Origin of the sequence: Weissella minor, assembly GCF_001437425.1 — a bacterium.
Classification (GTDB): domain Bacteria; phylum Bacillota; class Bacilli; order Lactobacillales; family Lactobacillaceae; genus Weissella; species Weissella minor.
On record NZ_JQCD01000009.1, the window covers coordinates 1 to 22145 of the forward strand.

The following is a 22145-nucleotide window of genomic DNA, read 5'->3' on the forward strand; positions in this document are numbered from 1 at the left end:
ATTGTGAAGGACGCGACTGATTTGAATAACCAGAAGCAACCAAACAATAATCAAGCATTGGAAGATGCCAAGCAATCAGCGAAGGACGCAATCGATAAGTTGCCGAACTTGAGCGATGCTGAAAAGAATGACTTCAAGCAACGCATTGATTCAGCGACATCAACGGATGCGATTAATCAAATTGTGAAGGACGCAACTGATTTGAATAATCAGAAGCAATCAAACAATAATCAAGCATTAGAAGATGCCAAGCGTTCAGCGAAGGAAACAATCGATAAGTTGCCAAACTTGAGCGATTTCCAAAAGAATAATCTCAAGAAGCAAATTGATGCAGCTTCATCAATTGATGAAGTTAATCATATTTTGTCACTTGCTGATCGTCTAAATAATGAAGCAGAGAAGAGTAATGTCCGTCAGCAAACTAATTCACAAGAGACTAAAACAACAAATGTGAATAGTAATGCAACAAAACATGAACAAGCCAAACTTCCAAATACTGGTTCAGATGCACAACAAAATGTTGGTGCAATTGGAACGGCAATGTTAGGAACGTTAGCATTATTTGGATTAGGTAAGCGTCAAAATAAGCGCGATAAGCATTAAAATATTTACTTTGTAAATGAAGATAAAGCTTGCGTAAAGTTAACCCCATTAGATGGAATATTTTCCAAACTAATAGGGTTTTTTGTGTTCAAAATAGTAAAAAGGTAGTAAGTCTTTTAAAAGTAAGTTATGATAAATTTATAAGGAAATTCTTAATTAAAACGCCTTTTGCCAAACAACAGAGGAGCTTGGGAATATGAGTAGGAGCAATTTGAATCAACAGTTAGAAGATGGGTACAGTAATACAAAAGTTCGGTATCGAATGGTTAAATCAGGTAAACAATGGTTGGTACTGGGAACGGCAACAATGAGTGCCATTACTGGTGGATTGGCTTTAGGAGAGATACATGCATTTGCCGATGAAGCTCATGCAGAAACTGTCGCAGTAAGCGCTAAATCAAATCAGGCACAAGCCGAATCAACAGTCGTTTTAAGTAAAAATGATACTGTTGAGTCAGACGATGTATCAGGTGTTAACGCCACAGAAAATGAGAAGGCTACATCAAGTAAACCAGCTGTAACGAATACAAATGAACAAGCGGGTAGTGTGGAGGCAACAGCCAACACGACTGATGAAGATTTTCTAAATCAAGCTAAGGTTGATGTTAAACTGGATATTGATGGCTTGACCTATTTAAGTGATTCAGAAAAGGAATATTTTAAGAGTCAAGTTGATGCAGCTAATTCGACAGATGATGTGTATAATATTCGGACACAAACAATTAAATTGGAAACACAACGTGAGAATGATGTGTGGGAAAGAAGAGTGCAAACTCGCGGTGAAATTGAAGCATTAGACTATCTTTCGGTAGGCGACATTCCGGATATAAATAGGGCGATTGATGCTGCAACGTCAGTAGAAGAAATTAATAAAATCATTGAACATGCAGTTGCTTTAGATAGTCAAAATAGAATTAGAGAAGCCGAACAACTGAAGGTGGCGCAACAAGAAGGAAAAGAAGCGGTCGATGCTTTCGTGAACTTAAGTGATGTTGACAAGCAGAATTTAAAACAAGCGATTGATTCAGCTGAATTTGCAGGTGATGTCTATAAGCTTCTTCGTGAAGCTGAAGAGAATGACAAACGAGCATTTGAATCTGCACAAGACATTGGTGAAGTATCACTTGGTGAACTGAAAAAACTAAGTGATACTGAAATAGATGGTTTTTTGACACGAATATGGAATACTAAGACAAAAGCGGAAGTTAGTTTAATTGTGCAAGAAGCCATTGAATTAAATAATCAGAGACTAGAAAATGATGGTCAAGCGCCAAGTGATGAAGCACCAAGTGACGAAGCACCAAGTGATCAAACACTAGATGCAATTAAGCAGGCGGCTAAGCAAACACTTGATAAGTTATCACCGCTAAGCAAGTCCGAATTAACTGGGTTTAAGCAAAGAGTTGATTCAGCAACCTCGCCAAAGGCTGTTTACCAAGTGGTTGAGGAGGCAACTGAATTAAGTGCTCAAAAGCTGACAAATAATAATCAGGATCTTGAAGATATGAAGGATTTCGGAAAGCAAACGACTGATACTTTACCAAATTTGACCGATCTTCAAAAGAACAATCTGAAGAAGCAGTTTGAGGCAGCTTCTTCAAACGATGAAATTCAACATGTTTTAATGCTTGCTGAACAGCTTAATGCAGGTGATCAACAAAAAATAAATCGTGTTGTAAATAAGCAAGTGAGTCCGACAAACAGCGGGCAAGCAGAGTTGCCAAATACTGGTTCAGATGCGCAACAAAATGTAGGTGCCGCGATTGGAACAGCAATGCTAGGAACATTAGCGTTATTTGGATTAGGTAAGCGTCAAAATAAGCGCGAAGTGAATTAAACATATTTATTTTATATAAATGTAAAAACACCCTTTACTAGCAAGGGTGTTTTTTTATTACAGGATTATTTCACAAAGATAACAGGAATATTTGAAATTGAGAAATGCGACTAAAATAACTGTGCTATAATGAATGTGTAAATTGTAAGCGGTATCATTAGCGCGTTGAGAACATTATCTTGTTGACTATTTCACAAGTGACCTAGTATAATGAATTTTGGTTATTAAAGATGTTTATTTTAATGTAGACACATGGAGGAATTATTATCATGAAGATTTTTGCTTACGGAATTCGTAAAGACGAAGAACCTGCTTTGCAACAATGGGTAGAAAAGCACCCAGAAGTTGAAGTAGATTTCACTGACAAGCTTTTGTCACCTGAAACTGCATCTCTTGCAGAAGGTGCTGATGCAGTTAACGTGTACCAACAATTGGACTACACACGTGAAACTTTGACAGCATTGCAAGAATTTGGCATCACTAAGATGTCATTGCGTAACGTTGGAATTGACAACATTGATTTAGATGCTGCTCGTGAATTTAGCTTTGACATTTCAAATGTGCCAGTTTACTCACCAAATGCAATTGCTGAACACTCAATGATTCAATTGTCACGTTTGCTACGTCGTACAAAGGAATTGGATCGTAAGATTGCTAACCATGACTTGCGTTGGGCACCAACAATTGGTCGTGAAATGCGTATGCAAACTGTTGGAATCATTGGAACTGGTCATATCGGCCGTGTTGCCATCAAGATTTTGCAAGGATTTGGTGCAAAGGTTATTGCTTATGATAAGTTCCAAAACGACGAAATCAAGGCTGAAGGTTTGTACGTTGATTCATTAGATGAACTTTACGCACAAGCAGATGCCATTTCATTGTATGTTCCTGGTGTTCCTGAAAACCACCATTTGATTGATGCTGATGCGATTTCAAAGATGAAGGATGGCGTGGTATTGGTTAACGTTGCCCGTGGTAACTTGATGGATATCGATGCTGTTATTGCTGGTTTGGATTCAGGTAAGATTTCAGACTTCGCAATGGACGTTTACGAAGAAGAAGTTGGATTGTTCAATGCTGACTGGTCAGATAAGGAATTCCCAGACGCAAAGATTGCTGACTTGATTGATCGCGAAAACGTTTTGGTAACACCTCACACAGCTTTCTATACAACTAAGGCTGTTTACGAGATGGTTACACAATCAATGGATGCTTCATTAGCTTTCATTAATGGCGAAACACCTGCAATCGCAGTTGAATACTAATTAGCTGAGCGGGAGTAGGTAAAAAGATAATGAATAACGCAGTTTTTGATGGAAATTACAAATTTACAGCAAAAGATTTTTTCTTTAAGATTTTAAGCGGTTCAGCACAAGGTATTTTAATTGGGGTGCTACCATCAGCCGTTTTGAAATATGTTTTGCTACCTTTCATTAAGGGTGGACAAGCTTGGGCGATGGACTTAAATGCCATTTTGGTATTGTTTAGTTCATTTATTCCAATTTTGATTGGTGTTGCGATTGCTTTGCAATTCAAAATGAAGTCACTTGATGTTGGTGTTATGGCGATTGCAACTGGAGCTGCTTCTGGTTCAATTAAGTGGGCGACAGCCCCTGCTGGATTTGTTAATCCAGTTTCTGGTGTGAAGGCACCAGCACCAACAACTGTCTACATGGCTCAAGGAGCCGGAGACGTGATTAACGCCATGGTTGTTGCAGCAATTGGTGTTCTTGTTATTTGGTTGGTAGCTAAGTACTTGAACGGATTTGGTGCCATTGCGGTTGTTTTGAGCCCACTAGTAATTGGTGGTGGTGTGGCCATGCTTGGTCACGCGATTGCACCATACGTTGGCGCAATTACAACAGCTATCGGTGATGCAGTTGCAACATTTACAAACTTGCAACCTGTTCCAATGGCAATCTTTATTGCGATGGCCTTTGCCTTTATCATCGTTACACCAGTTTCTACAGTTGGAATTGCTTTGGCCATTTCATTGGCTGGGGTTGGTTCTGGTGCGGCCGGTGTTGGAGTTGTTGCAACGACCGTTGTGTTGTTGATCAACTCAATCAAGGTTAACAAAACTGGAACAACAGTTGCGATTTTCTTGGGTGCAATGAAGGGTATGATGCCTTCAGTGTTCAAAAAGCCAATCATGATTGTTTCATTCTTGGCAACAGCTGCCATTAGTGCATTGCCAGTTGCCTTGTTTAATGTTCAAGGAACACCAACTTCAGCCGGATTCGGTTGGATTGGAATGGTTTCACCTATTCAATCAATGTTGGTTGATACCGCTGATAAGACATTTATCAGTAGTGCAGTTGGTATTATGCCTGGTTTGATTACTTGGTTCGTTGTACCGATTGTTGCTGGTTTTGCAATGGATTTCCTTTTCTCAAAGGTTTTGCACTTGTACTCACCAGAAGATTTCAAGCAAGATATGTAATTTAAAAAGCTATGACCTTAGTGGTCATAGCTTTTTTTGTATGTAAGTTAGGAAAGTCTCAAAATTACGGTCCTTTGAGCGGATTTATTGCGAAGGAAGCTAATTCATCATAAGTTGAAATTAGCGTCGCTACAGCGTGTTTCATGGCTCTAAATTGCGTGTGTTTAGCGAATCATAGGCAAAGAAAAAAGACTATTTGGAAATTAATCCAAATAGTCTTTGATAAGGAAGTAAGAATTACTTTGAAGTAACTTGCTTACCCTTGTATGAACCATCTGATGCTACGTGATGGTTACGAACATAAACACCGTTTTCGTTCAAGTGGATTGCAGGGGTCTTAAGACCACCTTGTCCACCGCGGCGCATGCGCTTCTTCATTTTTGATGTCTTACGTGCAGGAACTGCCATAGTTAAATCCTCCTTACACCGCCGTGCTTGAAAAGAAGGCAGTGTTATTTAATAATCGATTATTTTTTTCAACTGTTCTAAATTACCTGATTTTCAGACTTTTGTCAAGTTTAAGGCCAGAATAATTTAAACTAGTTCGGAATTAATGCAATCAATCAATTTTTTTGCGCATTTGATTTTTAGATTTACGTATTTACAATAGAAGCAAATAACGGCATAATTTAGTTGTAACAAAAATATTATTTAAATGGAGGATATTATAGTGGTTGAGGCAAAGCGTTTTAAGAATGTTTTAGTTGCAGTGGATGATTCAGATTTAGGACAACTTGCTCTGGTTAATGCAATTCATCAAGCTCAAGAGGATGAGGCGCAATTGTCAATTGTGTCATTCCTTGAACCTGACCAATTGAATACCTTCGAAGCATTAGACAAAGATAAAGTTGAAAGTGCGCAAAATAAAGTAAAAAATGATTTGAAACAATTTCAAGCACAAGCTGAACAAGCTGGTTTGAGTGCTGTTCAGCCAATCTATGCTGAAGGTGAGCCTGGTGAAATGCTCGTTAAGCATATCATTAGTGACAGTGGAGCTGATTTAGTTGTGATGGGGGCCCATTCAAAACAAGGTGTTCGTAAGTATTTCGGATCACAATCAAAGTACGTCGCAAATAATGCGGATGTAACGGTCATGATTGTTCGTTAGTTCAAATTGAATCGATAGGCGTTGAAAAACGCCTTTTTTTTATCATTTAAAAAGTGAGGCAGTAATGGAATTATTAAATGAATATATCGACGCATATCTTTCGACCTTGAAATATCTAGATGAAGTGATTTCGGAACCTGCAGATGAATATGGCTTGTCCTTTGAACAGTATTTAATTATGCACAATATTGCGCAAAAGGACGGATTAACATTGAGCGATATTGTCGATGATCGGAAGGTAACGAGAGCAGCGGTTTCGCGTCAAATTAAAACGTTATTGAAACGAGACTATGTTTATCAGGAACCGGATGAAGATGATCGACGCCGGATGTTATTGCATTTAACGGAAACTGGGACTGAAATTGAAAAAATCGTGACTGGTCGGGTAGAAAATCGCTTCGAAGGTTGGGTGGAAGTGTTTGGATCTGTTAAAGCACGTGAAATTTTAGACTTCATAAAAATGTTCGATGATAAGGTTGTCTCAAAAACAAAGGCTAGGGCCCGCGGGCGTGAATAGCTTGTCAACTTCTTATGCTTGTTGTATAATAAGAAAGTTGATTTTTGGGCATTAGCCAAGCGGTAAGGCAATGGTTTCTGGTACCATCATTCGCTGGTTCGAATCCAGCATGCCCAGTCAATAAATAGCGCTTCCATAATTTTGTGGAAGCGCTATTTTTTTTACCACTAATGCTTTAAAAAATGGTATAATTGAGTCATTGAAAAAGAAATGTTTCTAGGGAATATGGAGGAGTTTTATCATGGCACAACATCATCAAAAAGTCGTCTTGATCGGTGACGGAGCAGTTGGTTCATCATACGCATTCGCGCTTATGCACCAAGGTTTAGCTGAAGAATTGGTTATCGTTGACGTTGACAAGGAACGTACAGTTGGGGATGCATTAGATTTGGAAGATGCATCAGCTTGGACTTATAATAAGTTGGTTAAGTCAGGTGACTATTCTGACGCCAAGGATGCTGATCTTGTTGTGATTACTGCTGGAGCGCCTCAAAAGCCTGGTGAAACACGTCTTGACTTGGTTGATAAAAACTTGAAGATTATGCAATCAATCATCACACCATTGATGGAATCTGGTTTTGATGGCATTATCGTGGTTGCTGCTAACCCAGTTGACATTTTGACAACTGCTGCACAACGCTTCTCTGGTTTGCCAAAGAACCGCGTATTTGGTTCAGGTACATCATTGGACACAGCTCGTTTGCGTGTTAAGTTGGGACAAAAGTTTGGTGTTTCTCCTGAAAGTGTTAATGCCTATATTTTGGGTGAACATGGTGATTCAGAATTCGCTAACTTTGACGAAGCAACAATCGGTGGTCGTCCATTGAAGGATTGGGCTGCAGATCAAAATATCTCTGATGATGATTTGGAAGATATTTTGTATGGAACAGCTCACAAAGCATACGAAATCATTAACCGTAAGGGTGCAACATTCTACGGAATTGGAACATCATTGGCTCGTATCACACGTGCTATTTTCCGTGATGAAAAAGTTGTTTTGCCTGTTGGGGCCCACTTGGACGGACAATATGGTTTGAACGATATTTATATCGGAACACCTGCTGTTATCGGTGCTGACGGTGTTGAAAGTGTTATCGAAACAACACTTTCTGAAGCTGAATTAGAGCGTTTCCATGCATCTGCAAAGACTTTGAAGGAAGTCTCAGATGGTGGATTTGCTAAGCTTGAAGGTTAATTAAATTAAAAAAGAGGTTGAACCATATTTATTGGTTCAACCTCTTTTTTTAATGTCCACCTTCAGCGGATTGAATTTTTTGTTTCAAGTTCTCTAGAACTGGCGTGTGGTCACGGAAGTCTTCGTCGTCGATTGGCAAATGAATTTGGAAATCACTGAATGATTCTAATGTTCCTGAAAGGTCATCCGTTTGTGTTTCTAGTAAATGACCACCGAATTGATGGTCATCGCTAAGGAAGTGTAAATGCCAACCAGCAGCAACGGTTCCTTGATACAATTTCGGTGAAAAGTAGCCGACAATCGTACCGCTAATATTTTCTGCGGTGAAGGTTGGCTGTTTTTGTGCGACTTGTAAAAGACTTGGGTAAGGTGCTTCTGACTTAGGTGCAGCACGAACATATACATACTTAAAATCACCGTGTAAACGTAGACTTGCAAAGTTGTTCTTGAATGCATACTGATCTTGCAAATCTGAGAGACCGGCAAAGTCCGTGGGGGCTAGTGCTAGTTCATTTGCGGCATCTGAAGCGAAATGAACTGTCGCAAAAGGCGTTTTGGTTTCCATATCAGTAATATGGTTGATGTTACCAAATTCGTCGGCATGATAAACTTCTCCGTCAAGGATGATTAATTCACCGTCAACACCCTCTAGTGTACCGATTCCGGTATCACCATGCTCTAAAAGTTCGCCAATTGTTGTTGTTCCTTGCATTTGTTTGGCCATTAAAGCGGCCAAGGTACTGTGTTGATAAATTTTTGACATGTCGTATTCCTCCAAAAAAAGACTGCCAAAGGCAGTCTGATGTGTTTAGCCTTCTGATTCAACGAGTTCAGCTAGTTCAAAATTGTGTGAGTAATCAACTGGGATGTCGATAACAACAGGGCCTTCAGTTGCAAAAGCTTCATCGAGGACGGCATCTAATTGGTCAGGTGTTTCTACGCGTAGACCTTTAGCACCCATTGACTCTGCAAATTTGACAATATCAATATTAGCAAATTTGACTCCGGCTGATTGACCAGCGTATTTCTTTTCTTCTTGGAACTTAACCATGTCGTAGTTGGCATTATCGTTCCAAACCAAGCTAACAGTATTGAGTCCAAGTTGGACTGCGGTTGATAGTTCTTGGCCTGAGAAGAAGAACCCACCGTCACCTGATACTGAAACAGCTTTTGCATTTGGACGAATCATTGCTGCGGTCATGGCCCAAGGAAGACCGACACCAAGTGTTTGCATACCATTTGAAATCAAGAAATGACGTGGTACGAATGACTTGAAGTGACGAGCCATCCAGATGTAATGAGAACCAATATCTGTTGAAACGGTCATATCATCAGTTACATGTGCTTGTAATGCTTTAATGATGTTCAAAGGATGGTTCAAGTTGGCGGCAGCTGGTGTGTATTCAGGTTCGTCGGCTTCACGTAATTCTTGCTTATACGTTGCAAGTGTTTCTAATGAAGCATTTGGTAATTCATAACCATTAATACGTGATTGTAATTCATTTAACGTATCGGCTAGGACCCCAATCAATTGACGCTCTGGAGCAAAATTATTATCAATTTGTGCTGCAGCAGTATCAAGTGAAACGATACGTAAGTTCTTTTCAGCGTTCCAGTTACGTGGTTCATATTCGATCGCATCATAACCAACGGTAATGACAAGGTCTGAATCGGCTAAGAGACGGTCACCGACTTGGTTACGGAACAAGCCAATGCGTCCAAAGAAAGTTGAAGCTTCCAATTCTCGTGAAATGACACCGGCACCTTGGAATGTTTCAACAACAGGGATAGTTGTTTGTGTTAACAATTCGTGTAAGGCGGCAGTTGTTGCATCATCAGAACCGCGTTGACCAACAAGAATAACTGGTAATTTAGCATCCTTAATTTGTTCAGCTAACCAGCTAATATCCTCAGTTGAGGCAGCTCCCATTCGAGGTGCTTGAACCTTAGGGATGGCTTGTGTTTCAACGACAGCATCGTCAACGTCTTGTGGCAATGAAACGAAAGCGGCACCTGGCTTTGGACCGTTGGCTGCAACAATCGCGTTTGAGACAATTTCAGAAATATTTGCAGGATCCTGAATTTCAGCTGAATAGTTTGTGATTGGTTTGAAAATTTCAGTTGATGGGGTGCTCTGGTGGGTAAGACGATAAAGGTCTTTACGAGGAACTTGCCCCCCGATGGCAAGAATTGGATCTCCTTCCGCGCTGGCAGTCATTAAACCAGTTGCAAGGTTTCCAACTCCAGGACCAGAAGTTGCAATCACAACGCCGGGCTTTCCCGTGATACGTGCGAATGCTTGGGCCATGAAAATGGCATTTTGCTCATGACGAACAACAAGTAACTTAGGAGAAACCTCGTTATCCTTAGGGTGATCCAAACGTTCGAACAAACGATCGATTTTTGCACCTGGGATTCCGAAGACAAGATCAACGTCATTGTTATTTAATGTGTTAACAAGTAAGTCAGCACCGTATTCTTTATTTTCCGTCATTATATAAAATGCTCCTCTTTTCAAATGATAGCTTAGGAATAAATTTATGCTTTTATTGTACACCAAAAATTGCGTTCCGCGACGTATTATTTTAAAAGATTCAAAAACAACCCTTATATTGAAAAGATTTAAATTAAAATCCTTGAAAAATGGGTTTCTTTTAGCCGAGTTTTTAAAATAATTAAAAAGTATTCGATTTATTTACTGATGCAAGAAAGGGCGAATGTTACGTAAAGAATGGACGAAATGTGTACTAAATAGGCATTTTGAATTGAGTTAGGCTTCCAAATATGACAAATGTAACAAAAAGATTAAAAAACTTCTCAAAATAACTTGCACTCTCTAGTGGAGAGTGCTAAAATAAGATTTGTAAGTTAGAGATGGGTAAAAAATAACGGAACGGTTACCGAGTCTAACTTGTACAAAACACTAAATTTAAAACAAACAAATATAAAGGAGGCCGCATTTATGGCACAAGATATTTTTGGAGATTTTGACGATATTTTCCGTATGATGAACAATGATTCATCAAGAATGAACCGTGCACAAATGTCACGGTCACAACAAGAACAATTACAACAAATGCGTGAGCAACAAATGCGCGAACAACAACAGCAACAACGTCGTGGCCAACGTGCTGGACAACAAAATGAAGAAAAGAGTTTGCTGGATCAGTATGGTATCAATATGACTGAGCTTGCGCGTCGTGGAAAGTTTGACCCCGTAATTGGTCGTGATGATGAAATTGATCGTGTGATTGAGATTTTGAACCGACGTTCAAAGAATAATCCAGTTTTGATTGGAGAACCTGGAGTTGGTAAGACTGCAGTTGTAGAAGGTTTAGCACAAGCGATTGTAAACGCAAAAGTTCCTGCTAAGCTACAAGAAAAGGAAGTTATTCGACTTGATGTTGTATCACTTGTTCAAGGAACAGGTGTCCGTGGAGAGTTTGAAGAGCGGATGCAAAAGTTGATGGATGAGGTATCAAAGCGACAAGATGTGATCTTGTTCATTGATGAAATTCATGAAATTATGGGTGCCGGTGGAACTGGTGAGGGTTCAATGGATGCTGGTAATATTTTGAAGCCTGCACTAGCTCGTGGTGATTTCCAACTTGTTGGGGCAACCACATTAAACGAATACCGTGATATTGAAAAAGACGGTGCGATTGCTCGTCGTTTGCAAACAGTAATGGTCGATGAGCCATCTAATGATGAAGCAGTTCAGATTTTGAAAGGGATTCAACCAAGTTACGAAGACTACCACAAGGTGAAGTATTCAGATGGGGCAATCGATGCCGCGGTTGATCTTTCAAATCGCTATATTCAAGATCGCTACTTACCAGATAAGGCCATTGACCTAATGGATGAAGCTGGTTCAAAGAAGAATCTTTCATTGAAGATTGGTGATCCAAAGGAAATCCAAAAGAAGATTGATGCAGCTGAAGCAAACAAGAAGCAAGCTGCTGACGATGAAGATTTTGAAAAAGCAGGTTATTGGCGTGATCAGGTCAACCAATTAAGTCTTCAACTTGAAGCGGTTGAAAATCAAAAGCCACAAAATGAAGCAACAAAGACAGTGACTAAGCGTGATATTGAAAAGATTGTGGAAGAAAAGACGGGTATTCCTGTTGGTGAGCTAGCTGATTCAGAGCAAACACAATTGAAGAATTTGGATAAGAATTTGGCTGAACATGTGATTGGTCAAGATGATGCAACGCAAAAGGTTGCTAAGGCCATTCGTCGTAACCGTGTTGGCTTTAACAAGTCAGGACGTCCAATTGGAAGTTTCCTATTTGTAGGGCCAACTGGTGTTGGTAAAACCGAAACAGCTAAGCAATTAGCTAAGGAACTCTTCGGAACTGATGACAGTATGATTCGCTTCGACATGTCAGAGTACATGGAAAAGCAATCAGTTTCAAAGTTGATTGGTGCACCTGCGGGATATGTAGGCTACGAAGAGTCAGGTCAATTGACGGAAGCTGTACGTCGTCATCCATACTCAATTGTATTGTTGGATGAGGTTGAAAAAGCCCATCCTGATGTGATGAATATGTTCTTACAAATCTTGGATGATGGACGTTTGACGGATGCACAAGGTCATGTTGTCTCATTTAAAGACACCATTGTCATTATGACTTCTAATGCAGGGCAACAAGCAGATAGTGATACGCCATTAATGGACCGTTTGGCGCCATACTTTAAGCCTGAATTCTTGAATCGTTTTGACGCCATCGTTGAATTCGATGCACTAGGTAAGGATAATCTACACGAAATTGTTGATTTGATGTTGGATGATATGAACAAGACCATCTCAGCTAAGGGGCTTCATGTTCACGTAACTGATGCCGCTAAGGATCTATTAGTTGATTTGGGTTATGACCCAACAATGGGTGCACGTCCACTTCGTCGAGTTATTCAAAATCAGCTTGAAGATAAGATTGCTGACTTCTACTTGGATAATCCAACTGTTAAAGATTTGCGCGCAGAAGTTCATCATGATGAACTTGCGGTTGTGGCGGAATCTGATCCAGAACAAGAGATTGTTGATGAAAAAGAAGAAAAAGTTAATGAACAAGCAAACGCTGTGGATGAGGCAGAACAAAAAGCTGCTGATGAACAAAATGACTTAGAAGTATAAGTTGAACTAAAAAGGGCTATTGTGAATAGCTCTTTTTTTGTGTAGAAAAATGATGGCATAATAGGAAGGGATTTTTACGACAGAGAAATGTTATCTTGATGGTTATGGTTTTGACTGGGAAATGTTACACATTCGTAATTTAAGAATTTCTAAAGGTATGCTACAATAATGAATGTGAATTTGGTAACGTGACATGAGCAAATGAACCTTTAATGAAATTTAAATGTAATCTAAGAGTAATTAAATAGACATTGGATACTTATTCATTTGAAAAAATGACGGCGTATACTCAGGCATTGTTAGTTAATAATTCAAAATAAAATTTAAAAATTAAAACAGATTGATCTTGGAGGATGGAGACTATGAACACGACAGTTAAGAATACTTTGTTAGCAACAGCGGGAGCAGCCGCTGCATTTGGAGGGGCAACTGCTGTTGCATCAGCCGATTCAGTTACAATCAAGGCCGGAGATACATTGTACTCAATTGCCGTTGAAAATGGTGTTTCAGTTAACGATTTGGCAGAAATCAATAACGTTACAGATCCTAACTTGATCTTCGTTGGTGAAACTTTGGAACTTTCAGGCGCAGCTGCAGCATCAACTGATGCTTCAGAACCTGCTGCTCAAGCAGAAGTTGCAGAAACTTCAAACGAATCTACTGAAGCTGCTGCACCTGCACAAGTAGAAACTGTTGCAACTTCTACTGAAGCTGCCGCACCTGCACAAGGTTCACGCCAAGTTTCAGATGCTTCAAACTCATACCCTGCTGGACAATGCACATGGTTCGTAAAGAACGCTGCTCCTTGGGTTGGTAACAACTGGGGAAATGCTTCAGGTTGGGGTGCTAGCGCAGCCGCTGCTGGACGTTCTGTTAACGGAACACCAGCTGCTGGATCTGTTGTTGTATTCGCACCTGGTCAAGGTGGAGCTAGTGGATTTGGACACGTTGGTGTTGTTGATGCAGTTAACGCTGATGGTTCAATCTCTATCTCAGAAGGTAACTACGGTGGAATGGCATACCACACACGTACAATCTCAGCTGCTGGTCTTACATTCATTCACTAAGATTTGTAAAAATATAAGAAAACGGACTCGTCTTACGGGTCCGTTTTTTGTACAATCAAATAAAAAAGGAGGGATGAGTTATGCCATATAATTATGAACCGGGAAAAGTAACGCATGTGAACGATGCTGGTGTAGTGGATAGTGAAATTCAATTTCTACCGCCACAAGGAGAACGTGCTTTTCAGATTATTTCTGCATACTTCACTCCTGGAACGAATACACAAAAAATACAGAATACGATGATGCAAATGGTGATGGACAGCATGCGTGCGAGTTTGTGGAATGTTATTGACCAGGTGGATGGCAAACCATATCTTATGCAAGGCAACACGCCAGAGACTGGCTTTGATGTAGGTGGGTTAATTCAATACATCTATAATCACATTTACGGGGTCAGTTTTCCTATTAATGTTCAGAAACAATGGCAAACGGTGGATGCTGTTACGGTGGATACTGCTATGCCTGGCGATTTAGTTTTTTGGGGCACTGAGCTTTTAATTACCAATGCGGGTGTCTATCTTGGCGGTGGCCGTTATATTACCGTTGATTTACTAGGCGGTGGGGTCGTCATTCAACCGATTTCATCAACTTGGTTACCAGATTTTGTTGGTAGCCTACGCTAATAGTGAGGAGTGACTGTTATGCAAAATCAATTTGTACATGAACCAGGGCGTCTTTTTTTAGAAAATGATGCACATCAGGTTGTTGGTGAAATTCTTTACACCGAGCATGTGGATACAAAAGTGTGGGATGTTACGCATACTTTTGTTGATCCGGATTTCCGAGGACAAGGGATTGCGGCACAACTATTAGATGCTTTGGCTGAGCTTGCTCGGCAAGAAAATGTGAAATTGAAACCGTTGTGTGTGTATGTAAAAACAGCATTTATGCGGGAATCAAAATATGACGATGTGAAGACGCATTAAGAAACGAGCGGACATGATAATGTTCGCTTTTTTAATGCTTTCAAGTTAGGTATAATGGATTGTATGACTTTATAAGAAAAGAGAGCGCGAAATGGCACGAAAATTTGCAATTGTTACTAAATATCAAGATGAAAACCTAGCATTACCTAAGCGTGCAACGCAACAAGCTGCTGGCTATGATTTGCAAGCTGCAACTGATTTTACATTGCCTTCAATCTGGCGTTTACCTTTTTTACGTGTATTGAAGAAAATGCGCATTGGGGAAGCATTGACAACTGAAGAAATGTTAGCTGCTAAGGCTGATATAAAGCCATTATTAGTTCCAACTGGAACTAAAGTGTATATGGAGGAACAAGAGTATTTGATGATTGCTAATCGTTCTTCTAACCCACTGAAACGTGGTTTGGTATTACCGAATGGTGTGGGGATTATTGATGCAGATTATGTTGATAATGATCAAAATGAAGGTGAAATCTTTGTGCAAATGATCAATTGGGGCCTTACTGATCGTACGATTAAAAAGGGAGAACGCATTGCACAAGGGATTTTTATGCCGTTTTTGGTAACAGATGATGATGCATTGGACCAAAAAGCTGACCGAACAGGAGGCTTTGGAAGTTCTGGAGTTAAATAAGGAGATGTAATGGCGAAAGCAAAAACACAATTTGTTTGTTCAAATTGTGGCGCTGTATCACAACGCTATATGGGACGCTGTCCAACATGCGGAGCATGGGGGACTTTGGTTGAAGAAGTTCAACAAACAGAAAAGGTAGACCGTAAATCACGAGTTAATTTGGCGGGACAAATTGCAAAGGTTGAGCGGCTTAATGAAGTTGATATAGAAGAAACACCACGTATTTTAACGGAATCAAATGAATTTAATCGTGTTTTAGGCGGTGGGATTGTACCTGGTTCACTCGTTTTAATTGGTGGTGATCCCGGGATTGGTAAGTCGACATTACTTTTGCAAATTTCTGGTGATTTATCGAGTCATGGGCAACGCGTTTTGTATGTATCTGGGGAAGAAAGTGCTTCACAGATTAAATTACGGGCAGAACGTTTAGGCGTACAAGGGGATGCGGAATTTTATTTGTATCCAGAAACTGATATGTCGCACATTCGTAAGGCGATTGATGAAGCAAAGCCAGATTTTGTGGTTATTGATTCGATTCAAACCATGCAACAGCCTGATGTGCAATCTGCGATTGGGTCTGTTTCACAGATTCGAGAGACGACGGCTGAATTATTGCAAATTGCAAAAACAAATGGCATTACCATCTTTATTGTTGGACACGTTACTAAAGAAGGTGCGATTGCGGGTCCGAAAATTTTGGAACACATGGTTGATACGGTGCTGTATTTTGAAGGTGATAATCAACGAAGTTATCGTTTGTTACGTGCGGCCAAAAATCGTTTTGGCTCAACAAATGAGTTAGGCGTATTTGAAATGGTTCATGAGGGCTTAAGTGAAGTGACGAATCCTTCAGAAATGTTCTTAGAAGAACGCCTTGATCATGCCAGTGGTTCGGCTGTGGTTGTTGCATTAGAAGGTACACGTCCAGTGCTTGTCGAAGTTCAAGCATTGGTGACACCAACTGTATTTGGGAACGCCCAACGTACGGCATCTGGGATTGATCGTAATCGTGTATCAGTGTTGATGGCTGTGCTTGAAAAACGTGCTAACTTATTGATGCAAAATGAAGATGCTTATGTACGAGCAGCTGGTGGTGTTAAATTAGATGAGCCTGGGATTGACTTAGCATTAGCAATTGCGATTGCCTCGAGTTATCGTGACAAAGAGACACATGTGGGTGATGCTTTTGTTGGGGAAATTGGACTAACAGGTGAAATTCGTCGTGTACCGCGAATGCTTGATCGTGTCTTAGAAGCACAAAAACTTGGCTTTAAGCGTATTTTTGTCCCTAAGAAAGCGCTAGAAGATAAGAAAAACGATATTACAGATATTGAAGTGATTGGTGTTAAAACATTATCGGATGCTTTAGCCCAAGCATTGGATTAATGGAGGTGATTGAATATGCGTAAAAGAGTCATTCAAATCGCTTACATCATGATTGGTGGGGCCTTAGCAATAAACGTTCTGCCTATTTTATGGCACGTGATGGGCGTGCAAGATAATTTATGGTTAAATAATTATGTTGTGAGTTTTGTGTTAGGTGGATTGTTATTTTATTTGTTGAGTTTACCGACTTGGCAATATGTCGACGGTAGTATTCATGATCTGGAAAATTATTTGAATCAACAATCAACCTTGCTTTTGTTGGTTGGTTCGTTGGGAACTTTGATTGGTCTTGCAATTGCCGTTGTCTTAACGACGCCATTGCAACGAATGAATAATGGTGCGTTGTTAAGTACGGTTATCCCGGTTTTTATTATGGTATTATTCGGTTATTTGGGATTCCGTCTTGGTACAACACGCTTAGATGAATGGCGTAATATGATTCCTTATTTGAATAATAAGGCCCGTATTACGAAAATTAAGGGTAAGAAGAAGGTTGACGAGGAAGTTAGTACAGAAGCTAATTTCCATCATTATAAGATTCTAGATACGAATATCTTGATTGATGGGCGTATTTTAGATATCGTCAAAACTGGATTCATTGAAGGGACCCTGCTGGTTCCTAATTTTGTTTTATACGAATTGCAATATTTAGCTGATAAAGGCGAAGAAATTAAGCGCGTTCGTGGCCGTCGTGGTCTAGATGTGCTGAATGAATTGCGTGAGTTAGATATGATTTCCCTTGAAATGTGGGAAGGCGATTACGAAGATATTAAAGAAGTTGACGAAAAATTGATTCGTTTAGCTAAAGAATTAGATGCTGCCTTGGTAACAAATGATTTTAATTTAAATAAGGTAACCCAGTTCCAGAATGTTCAAGTTTTGAATTTGAATGCCTTAGTTGGGGCACTGCGTCCAAGTATTAAAGTGGGCGATGAACTATCAGTGTTACTCGTTAAGAATGGAACTGAACGGCAACAAGCGGTTGGTTATTTAGATGATGGAACGATGGTTGTGGTCGAAGATGGACGGGACCAATTGCAAAATAAGGTGCGTGCTGAAGTGACATCTGCTCTGCAAACAGATGCAGGACGCATGATTTTTGCGAAAATCGTTTAGGATGAAACGTTGAATCTATTGTGATTCGGCGGTATATTAGAAGATGACAAAACACATAAAAGGAGTCAGGTTTATTATGACTGAAACGACTGAAAAGAAGATTCGCGTGCGTTATGCGCCATCACCAACTGGCCATTTGCACATTGGAAATGCCCGAACAGCACTATTTAATTGGCTATTTGCCCGCCACTATAATGGTGAATTTATCGTTCGTATTGAAGATACTGACCAAACACGTAATATTGAAGATGGTGAACACTCACAATTAGACAATCTTGCATGGCTTGGTTTAGATTGGGATGAATCACCAGCTAATCCAGGTGAGTATGGACCATATCGTCAATCAGAACGTTTGGAAATTTATAAGCCATTGATTCAAGACTTATTGGATCGTGGTTTGGCTTATAAGTCATACAAAACATCAGAAAAATTACAAGCAGAACGTGAAGCGCAACAAGCAGCTAAGCAAGCACCACACTATGTGTATGAATATGCCGGAATGAACGATGAAGAAATTGTTCAAGCACAAGCTGATGCTGAAGCAAAGGGCTTGCCATACGTTGTGCGTTTGCATGTGCCAGAAGATAAGGTATATGCTTGGGATGACATGGTTAAGGGCCACGTTGAAATCAACTCAAATACAGTTGGTGGTGACTGGGTCATTCAAAAAGCTGATGGCATGCCAACTTACAACTTTGCGGTAGTTGTAGATGATCACATGATGGAGATTTCACACGTCCTTCGTGGGGATGATCATGTTTCAAATACACCTAAGCAATTGATGATTTATGAAGCATTTGACTGGGAAGCACCACTTTTCGGACACATGTCATTAATCATTAATGCTGATACAGGTAAGAAGCTATCAAAGCGTGATGAAACAATCTTGCAATTCATCGAACAATATCGTGAATTGGGTTATTTGCCTGAAGCAATGCTGAACTTTATTGCTTTGCTTGGTTGGTCACCTGTTGGTGAAAAAGAAATCTTCAACAAAAAGCAATTGGTTAAGCAATTTGATGAAGCGCGTCTATCAAAGTCACCAGCTAAATTTGATAATAAAAAGCTAGAATGGATTAACAATGAATGGATTAAGACTGGGGACCAAGATATGGTCTTTGATAAGTTGATGCAACAACTTGTTAAGTCTGAACTTGTTGATCCTGCTGCACTTACAGCTGAAAAGATGCAATGGTTGCGTTCAGTTATGAATGTCTATATGGACGGTGTGTCATACACAGCCCAAATTGTGCCATTAATTCAACCAGTCTTTTTCAATATGCCAAAGGCAGATGAAATCGATGATTCACAAAAAGAGTGGATGGCTGGGGAAGATGTCCCAATGCTATTGAACTTGTTTAGTGAAAAGTTGGCTGCTTTGCCAATCTTTGATGCAAGTAGTATCTTAGCAACGGTTCGTGAAATTCAAAATGAAACAGGTATTCGTGCCCGTAATCTTTGGAATCCACTTCGTATTGCAACAACCCGTCAAGAACAAGGACCTAACTTAGGTTCATTGCTCGAATTATTGGGTCGTGAACAAACATTAGCTAATATTAAAGATTTTCAATAACAGATAGATTAAAAAACACAATTCCCTGTTGAATTGTGTTTTTTATGTTGTGCGCGCATGGGTATGATAATATTGAAATTAATGTTAAAATAATAAGGTTATCGAACAAATTGCGAATGCTTGTGATGACATACTAAATGTAATTAAAAATTTAAAAAATTAGAAACAAAGGAAGATTCAGAATGGCGAATCCATTACGAAAAATAATTGAAAGTGATCGCGGTACACTAAAGCGATTATCTCGTACAGCTGATCAAGTGATGGCTTACGAAGATGAAATAGCGGCCTTGTCAGATGCCGACTTACAAGCTAAAACTCTTTATTTCCGTGAACAATTAGCAAACGGTAAAACTTTAGACGATATTTTGCCAGAAGCATTTGCTGTTGTGCGTGAAGCAGCCAAGCGTGTCTTAGGTTTGTTCCCATTTAAGGTGCAAATCATGGGATCATTGGTTTTGCATGGTGGAAATATTGCCGAAATGCGTACTGGTGAAGGTAAAACTTTGACGGCTACCATGGCGGTTTATTTGAATGCCCTTCCAGCTAAAGGTGTCCACGTTGTGACGGTTAATGAATACTTGTCAGAACGTGACGGTGAAGAAATGGGAGAACTCTACAAGTGGTTAGGACTAACTGTGGGGATTAATGTTTCTGAAATGGGACCAGAAGAAAAGCGTGAAGCCTATAATGCAGACATTACGTATTCAACTAACTCAGAAATCGGATTTGATTTCTTACGTGATAACATGGTTGCACGTAAGGAAGATCGTGTGCAACGGCCACTTAACTTTGCCTTGGTCGATGAAGTTGACTCAATTTTGATTGACGAAGCGCGTACACCGTTGATTATTTCGGGAGCACCTGCTCAAGAAAATAAGCAACTGTTCTACAAGGCTGATAAGTTTGTTAAGAAGCTGGTTGAAGAAGAAGACTACACGGTTGATTTGGAAACAAAGACGGTTAACTTAACTGATGAAGGAATTGATAAGGGTGAACAAGAGTTTAATTTGCCAAACTTGTATGAGCAAGGAAATTCAGCTTTGACCCACCATATTGACCAAGCCCTTCGTGCGAACTATACCATGTTGAATAACAAGGATTATGTTGTGCGTGATGGTGAAGTTGTGCTTGTTGATGCGTTCTCAGGACGTATTCAAGAAGGACGTCGTTTCTCTGACGGATTGCACCAAGCTTTGGAAGCAAAAGAAAAAGTTCAAGTTCAAGAAGATAATCGTGCGATGGCTTCGATTACTTACCAAAACTTGTTCCGTCGCTATAACAAATTGTCAGGTATGACAGGTACGGCGCAAACTGAAGCGGAAGAATTCCGTGAGATTTATAACATGGAAGTGATTACGATTCCAACGAACCGTCCAATCCAACGTGTTGACGATCCAGATTTGCTTTATCCCAACCTTCACTCAAAATTTGATGCTGTTGTTGAATTAGTTGACGAATTGCATCAAAAGGGACAGCCTATTTTGATTGGTACCGTTGCGGTTGAAACTTCAGAATACCTGGCTAACTTACTAAATCAACGTAATATTCCACACAATGTGTTGAATGCCAAGAATCACGCTAAAGAAGCTGAAATTATTGCGAATGCCGGTCAAAAGGGTGCTGTAACAATTGCCACCAACATGGCTGGTCGTGGAACCGACATCAAGCTTGGCCCTGGGGTCAAAGAAATTGGTGGATTAGCAGTTATTGGTACTGAGCGTCATGAATCACGTCGTATTGACAACCAATTGCGTGGACGTGCTGGTCGTCAAGGTGACCCAGGTTATTCACAATTCTTCCTATCTTTGGAAGATGATTTGATGCTTCGTTTCGGTGGTGAACGTTTGAAAAATATGATGGAACAAATGAACATCCAAGAAGAGGATGCAGTCATTAAAAATCGTTTGATTACACGTTCTGTCGAATCAGCGCAACGTCGTGTTGAAGGAAACAATTACGATTCACGTAAGAATGTTTTGCAGTATGATGATGTTATGTCACAACAACGTGAAACATTCTATGGTAATCGTAACCAATTGATTGATGAAGAAGATTCATTGGAAGATGTTATTTTGCCAATGGTTGAACGCACAATTGATCGCGTTGTTGAAAATAATACCATCGGTAAAGATAACGAATGGGACCTATACGCTTTGAACGACTTCGCACGCTCAGTCTTAGTACCACAAGATACGGTGCAGGTATCTGATTTGCGTGATAAGAACCGTGATGAATTGAAAGATTATCTATACGGTCGTGCCAAGGACGTTTACCAAGAAAAGCATGATCAATTAAGCGATAATGAGCAATTCTTGCAATTTACGCGAGTTGTTGTGCTACGTGTGGTGGATAATTATTGGACGGAACATATGGAAAATATGAACCAATTACGTGATTCAATTCAATTGCGTGGTTATGGTCAATTGAACCCATTGATTGAGTATCAAGAAGAAGGTTATCGTATGTTTGAAGAAATGATTGCTTCGATTGAATACGATTCAACCCGCTTGTTCATGAAATCAGAAATTCGTCAAAATCTACGGTCTGAATAAAAACGAAAAAGAGCCGGGATTTTATCCCGACTTTTTTCTTTAGAAAGATAAGAG

The 22145-nt window shown here is 39.9% G+C and carries 19 protein-coding genes and 1 tRNA gene; 17 read left to right on the forward strand and 3 right to left on the reverse strand.

From position 1 onward, the window contains the following. The 4 genes from IV67_RS00490 to IV67_RS00505 form a co-directional block, all read left to right on the forward strand. On the forward strand, positions 1–603 hold a 603-nt coding region (locus tag IV67_RS00490), incomplete at its 5' end, for an LPXTG cell wall anchor domain-containing protein (RefSeq protein ID WP_157050257.1). A gap of 196 nt (positions 604–799) precedes the next feature. After that, positions 800–2440, forward strand: a complete 1641-nt coding sequence (locus tag IV67_RS00495; RefSeq protein ID WP_057786054.1) for an LPXTG cell wall anchor domain-containing protein — start codon at positions 800–802, stop codon at positions 2438–2440. A 269-nt stretch (positions 2441–2709) separates the two neighbouring features. Beyond that, the gene (locus IV67_RS00500) at positions 2710–3705 is read left to right on the forward strand and encodes a D-2-hydroxyacid dehydrogenase (RefSeq protein ID WP_057786057.1); all 996 of its coding nucleotides are present in this window, start codon (positions 2710–2712) and stop codon (positions 3703–3705) included. A gap of 29 nt (positions 3706–3734) precedes the next feature. Continuing rightward, on the forward strand, positions 3735–4883 hold the full coding sequence (locus tag IV67_RS00505) for a PTS sugar transporter subunit IIC (RefSeq protein ID WP_057786059.1): 1149 nt from the start codon (positions 3735–3737) through the stop codon (positions 4881–4883). Positions 4884–5120: 237 nt separating this feature from the next. Here the strand turns inward: IV67_RS00505 and rpmF are convergent, their stop codons facing one another. Continuing rightward, complete coding sequence (gene rpmF, locus IV67_RS00510; RefSeq protein ID WP_057786061.1) at positions 5121–5291, reverse strand: 50S ribosomal protein L32; 171 nt, start codon at positions 5289–5291, stop codon at positions 5121–5123. A 247-nt stretch (positions 5292–5538) separates the two neighbouring features. Between rpmF and IV67_RS00515 the strand changes: the two genes are divergently transcribed. The 4 genes from IV67_RS00515 to IV67_RS00530 all read left to right on the forward strand — a co-directional run bounded on the left by IV67_RS00515 (position 5539) and on the right by IV67_RS00530 (position 7703). Further along, on the forward strand, positions 5539–5991 hold the full coding sequence (locus tag IV67_RS00515; protein WP_236698221.1) for a universal stress protein: 453 nt from the start codon (positions 5539–5541) through the stop codon (positions 5989–5991). Between the two features lie 64 nt (positions 5992–6055). Further along, the gene (locus tag IV67_RS00520; RefSeq protein WP_057786065.1) at positions 6056–6508 is read left to right on the forward strand and encodes a MarR family winged helix-turn-helix transcriptional regulator; all 453 of its coding nucleotides are present in this window, start codon (positions 6056–6058) and stop codon (positions 6506–6508) included. A gap of 45 nt (positions 6509–6553) precedes the next feature. Continuing rightward, positions 6554–6625 (forward strand) — tRNA-Gln (locus IV67_RS00525). 124 nt (positions 6626–6749) lie between these two features. Then, entirely contained in the window at positions 6750–7703 is a 954-nt protein-coding gene (locus IV67_RS00530) for an L-lactate dehydrogenase (protein ID WP_057786067.1), read from the forward strand. 49 nt (positions 7704–7752) lie between these two features. Here IV67_RS00530 and budA read toward each other — a convergent pair whose 3' ends face one another. Further along, positions 7753–8466: an acetolactate decarboxylase gene (gene budA, locus IV67_RS00535; protein WP_057786068.1), complete on the reverse strand. Its 714-nt coding sequence runs from the start codon at positions 8464–8466 to the stop codon at positions 7753–7755. A 45-nt stretch (positions 8467–8511) separates the two neighbouring features. Further along, entirely contained in the window at positions 8512–10197 is a 1686-nt protein-coding gene (gene alsS / locus IV67_RS00540) for an acetolactate synthase AlsS (protein ID WP_057786070.1), read from the reverse strand. 468 nt (positions 10198–10665) lie between these two features. On the opposite strand from alsS, the gene IV67_RS00545 reads away from it, so the two are divergent. From IV67_RS00545 to secA, 9 genes are all read left to right on the forward strand, one after another. Beyond that, positions 10666–12837, forward strand: a complete 2172-nt coding sequence (locus IV67_RS00545; RefSeq protein ID WP_157050258.1) for an ATP-dependent Clp protease ATP-binding subunit — start codon at positions 10666–10668, stop codon at positions 12835–12837. A gap of 362 nt (positions 12838–13199) precedes the next feature. Beyond that, complete coding sequence (locus tag IV67_RS00550) at positions 13200–13904, forward strand: COG3942 and LysM peptidoglycan-binding domain-containing protein (protein WP_057786072.1); 705 nt, start codon at positions 13200–13202, stop codon at positions 13902–13904. Between the two features lie 80 nt (positions 13905–13984). After that, entirely contained in the window at positions 13985–14527 is a 543-nt protein-coding gene (locus IV67_RS00555; protein WP_057786074.1) for a C40 family peptidase, read from the forward strand. A gap of 18 nt (positions 14528–14545) precedes the next feature. Then, the gene (locus tag IV67_RS00560) at positions 14546–14830 is read left to right on the forward strand and encodes a GNAT family N-acetyltransferase (RefSeq protein WP_057786076.1); all 285 of its coding nucleotides are present in this window, start codon (positions 14546–14548) and stop codon (positions 14828–14830) included. A gap of 91 nt (positions 14831–14921) precedes the next feature. Beyond that, on the forward strand, positions 14922–15464 hold the full coding sequence (locus tag IV67_RS00565) for a dCTP deaminase/dUTPase family protein (RefSeq protein ID WP_057786079.1): 543 nt from the start codon (positions 14922–14924) through the stop codon (positions 15462–15464). A gap of 9 nt (positions 15465–15473) precedes the next feature. Beyond that, on the forward strand, positions 15474–16850 hold the full coding sequence (gene radA / locus IV67_RS00570) for a DNA repair protein RadA (RefSeq protein ID WP_057786081.1): 1377 nt from the start codon (positions 15474–15476) through the stop codon (positions 16848–16850). 15 nt (positions 16851–16865) lie between these two features. Continuing rightward, positions 16866–17966, forward strand: coding sequence for a PIN/TRAM domain-containing protein (locus IV67_RS00575; RefSeq protein ID WP_057786083.1), 1101 nt, complete (start codon positions 16866–16868; stop codon positions 17964–17966). Between the two features lie 76 nt (positions 17967–18042). Then, positions 18043–19539 carry a glutamate--tRNA ligase gene (gene gltX, locus IV67_RS00580; RefSeq protein WP_057786085.1) on the forward strand — a complete coding sequence of 499 codons (1497 nt, stop codon included), beginning with the start codon at positions 18043–18045 and terminating at the stop codon, positions 19537–19539. Positions 19540–19721: 182 nt separating this feature from the next. Further along, positions 19722–22091: a preprotein translocase subunit SecA gene (gene secA, locus IV67_RS00585; protein WP_057786086.1), complete on the forward strand. Its 2370-nt coding sequence runs from the start codon at positions 19722–19724 to the stop codon at positions 22089–22091. Positions 22092–22145 lie beyond the last annotated feature (54 nt).

Excerpts from the sequence above, each read along its gene's own strand:
- IV67_RS00565 (WP_057786079.1), top strand. The coding sequence starts at position 14,922 with ATGGCACGAAAATTTGCAATTGTTACTAAATATCAAGATGAAAACCTA.
- IV67_RS00500 (WP_057786057.1), top strand. The coding sequence starts at position 2,710 with ATGAAGATTTTTGCTTACGGAATTCGTAAAGACGAAGAACCTGCTTTG.
- IV67_RS00505 (WP_057786059.1), top strand. The coding sequence starts at position 3,735 with ATGAATAACGCAGTTTTTGATGGAAATTACAAATTTACAGCAAAAGAT.
- gltX (WP_057786085.1), top strand. The coding sequence starts at position 18,043 with ATGACTGAAACGACTGAAAAGAAGATTCGCGTGCGTTATGCGCCATCA.
- alsS (WP_057786070.1), bottom strand. The coding sequence starts at position 10,197 with ATGACGGAAAATAAAGAATACGGTGCTGACTTACTTGTTAACACATTA.
- IV67_RS00545 (WP_157050258.1), top strand. The coding sequence starts at position 10,666 with ATGGCACAAGATATTTTTGGAGATTTTGACGATATTTTCCGTATGATG.
- radA (WP_057786081.1), top strand. The coding sequence starts at position 15,474 with ATGGCGAAAGCAAAAACACAATTTGTTTGTTCAAATTGTGGCGCTGTA.
- budA (WP_057786068.1), bottom strand. The coding sequence starts at position 8,466 with ATGTCAAAAATTTATCAACACAGTACCTTGGCCGCTTTAATGGCCAAA.
- IV67_RS00515 (WP_236698221.1), top strand. The coding sequence starts at position 5,539 with ATGGAGGATATTATAGTGGTTGAGGCAAAGCGTTTTAAGAATGTTTTA.
- IV67_RS00520 (WP_057786065.1), top strand. The coding sequence starts at position 6,056 with ATGGAATTATTAAATGAATATATCGACGCATATCTTTCGACCTTGAAA.
- IV67_RS00560 (WP_057786076.1), top strand. The coding sequence starts at position 14,546 with ATGCAAAATCAATTTGTACATGAACCAGGGCGTCTTTTTTTAGAAAAT.
- secA (WP_057786086.1), top strand. The coding sequence starts at position 19,722 with ATGGCGAATCCATTACGAAAAATAATTGAAAGTGATCGCGGTACACTA.
- IV67_RS00530 (WP_057786067.1), top strand. The coding sequence starts at position 6,750 with ATGGCACAACATCATCAAAAAGTCGTCTTGATCGGTGACGGAGCAGTT.
- IV67_RS00550 (WP_057786072.1), top strand. The coding sequence starts at position 13,200 with ATGAACACGACAGTTAAGAATACTTTGTTAGCAACAGCGGGAGCAGCC.
- IV67_RS00575 (WP_057786083.1), top strand. The coding sequence starts at position 16,866 with ATGCGTAAAAGAGTCATTCAAATCGCTTACATCATGATTGGTGGGGCC.
- IV67_RS00555 (WP_057786074.1), top strand. The coding sequence starts at position 13,985 with ATGCCATATAATTATGAACCGGGAAAAGTAACGCATGTGAACGATGCT.
- rpmF (WP_057786061.1), bottom strand. The coding sequence starts at position 5,291 with ATGGCAGTTCCTGCACGTAAGACATCAAAAATGAAGAAGCGCATGCGC.
- IV67_RS00495 (WP_057786054.1), top strand. The coding sequence starts at position 800 with ATGAGTAGGAGCAATTTGAATCAACAGTTAGAAGATGGGTACAGTAAT.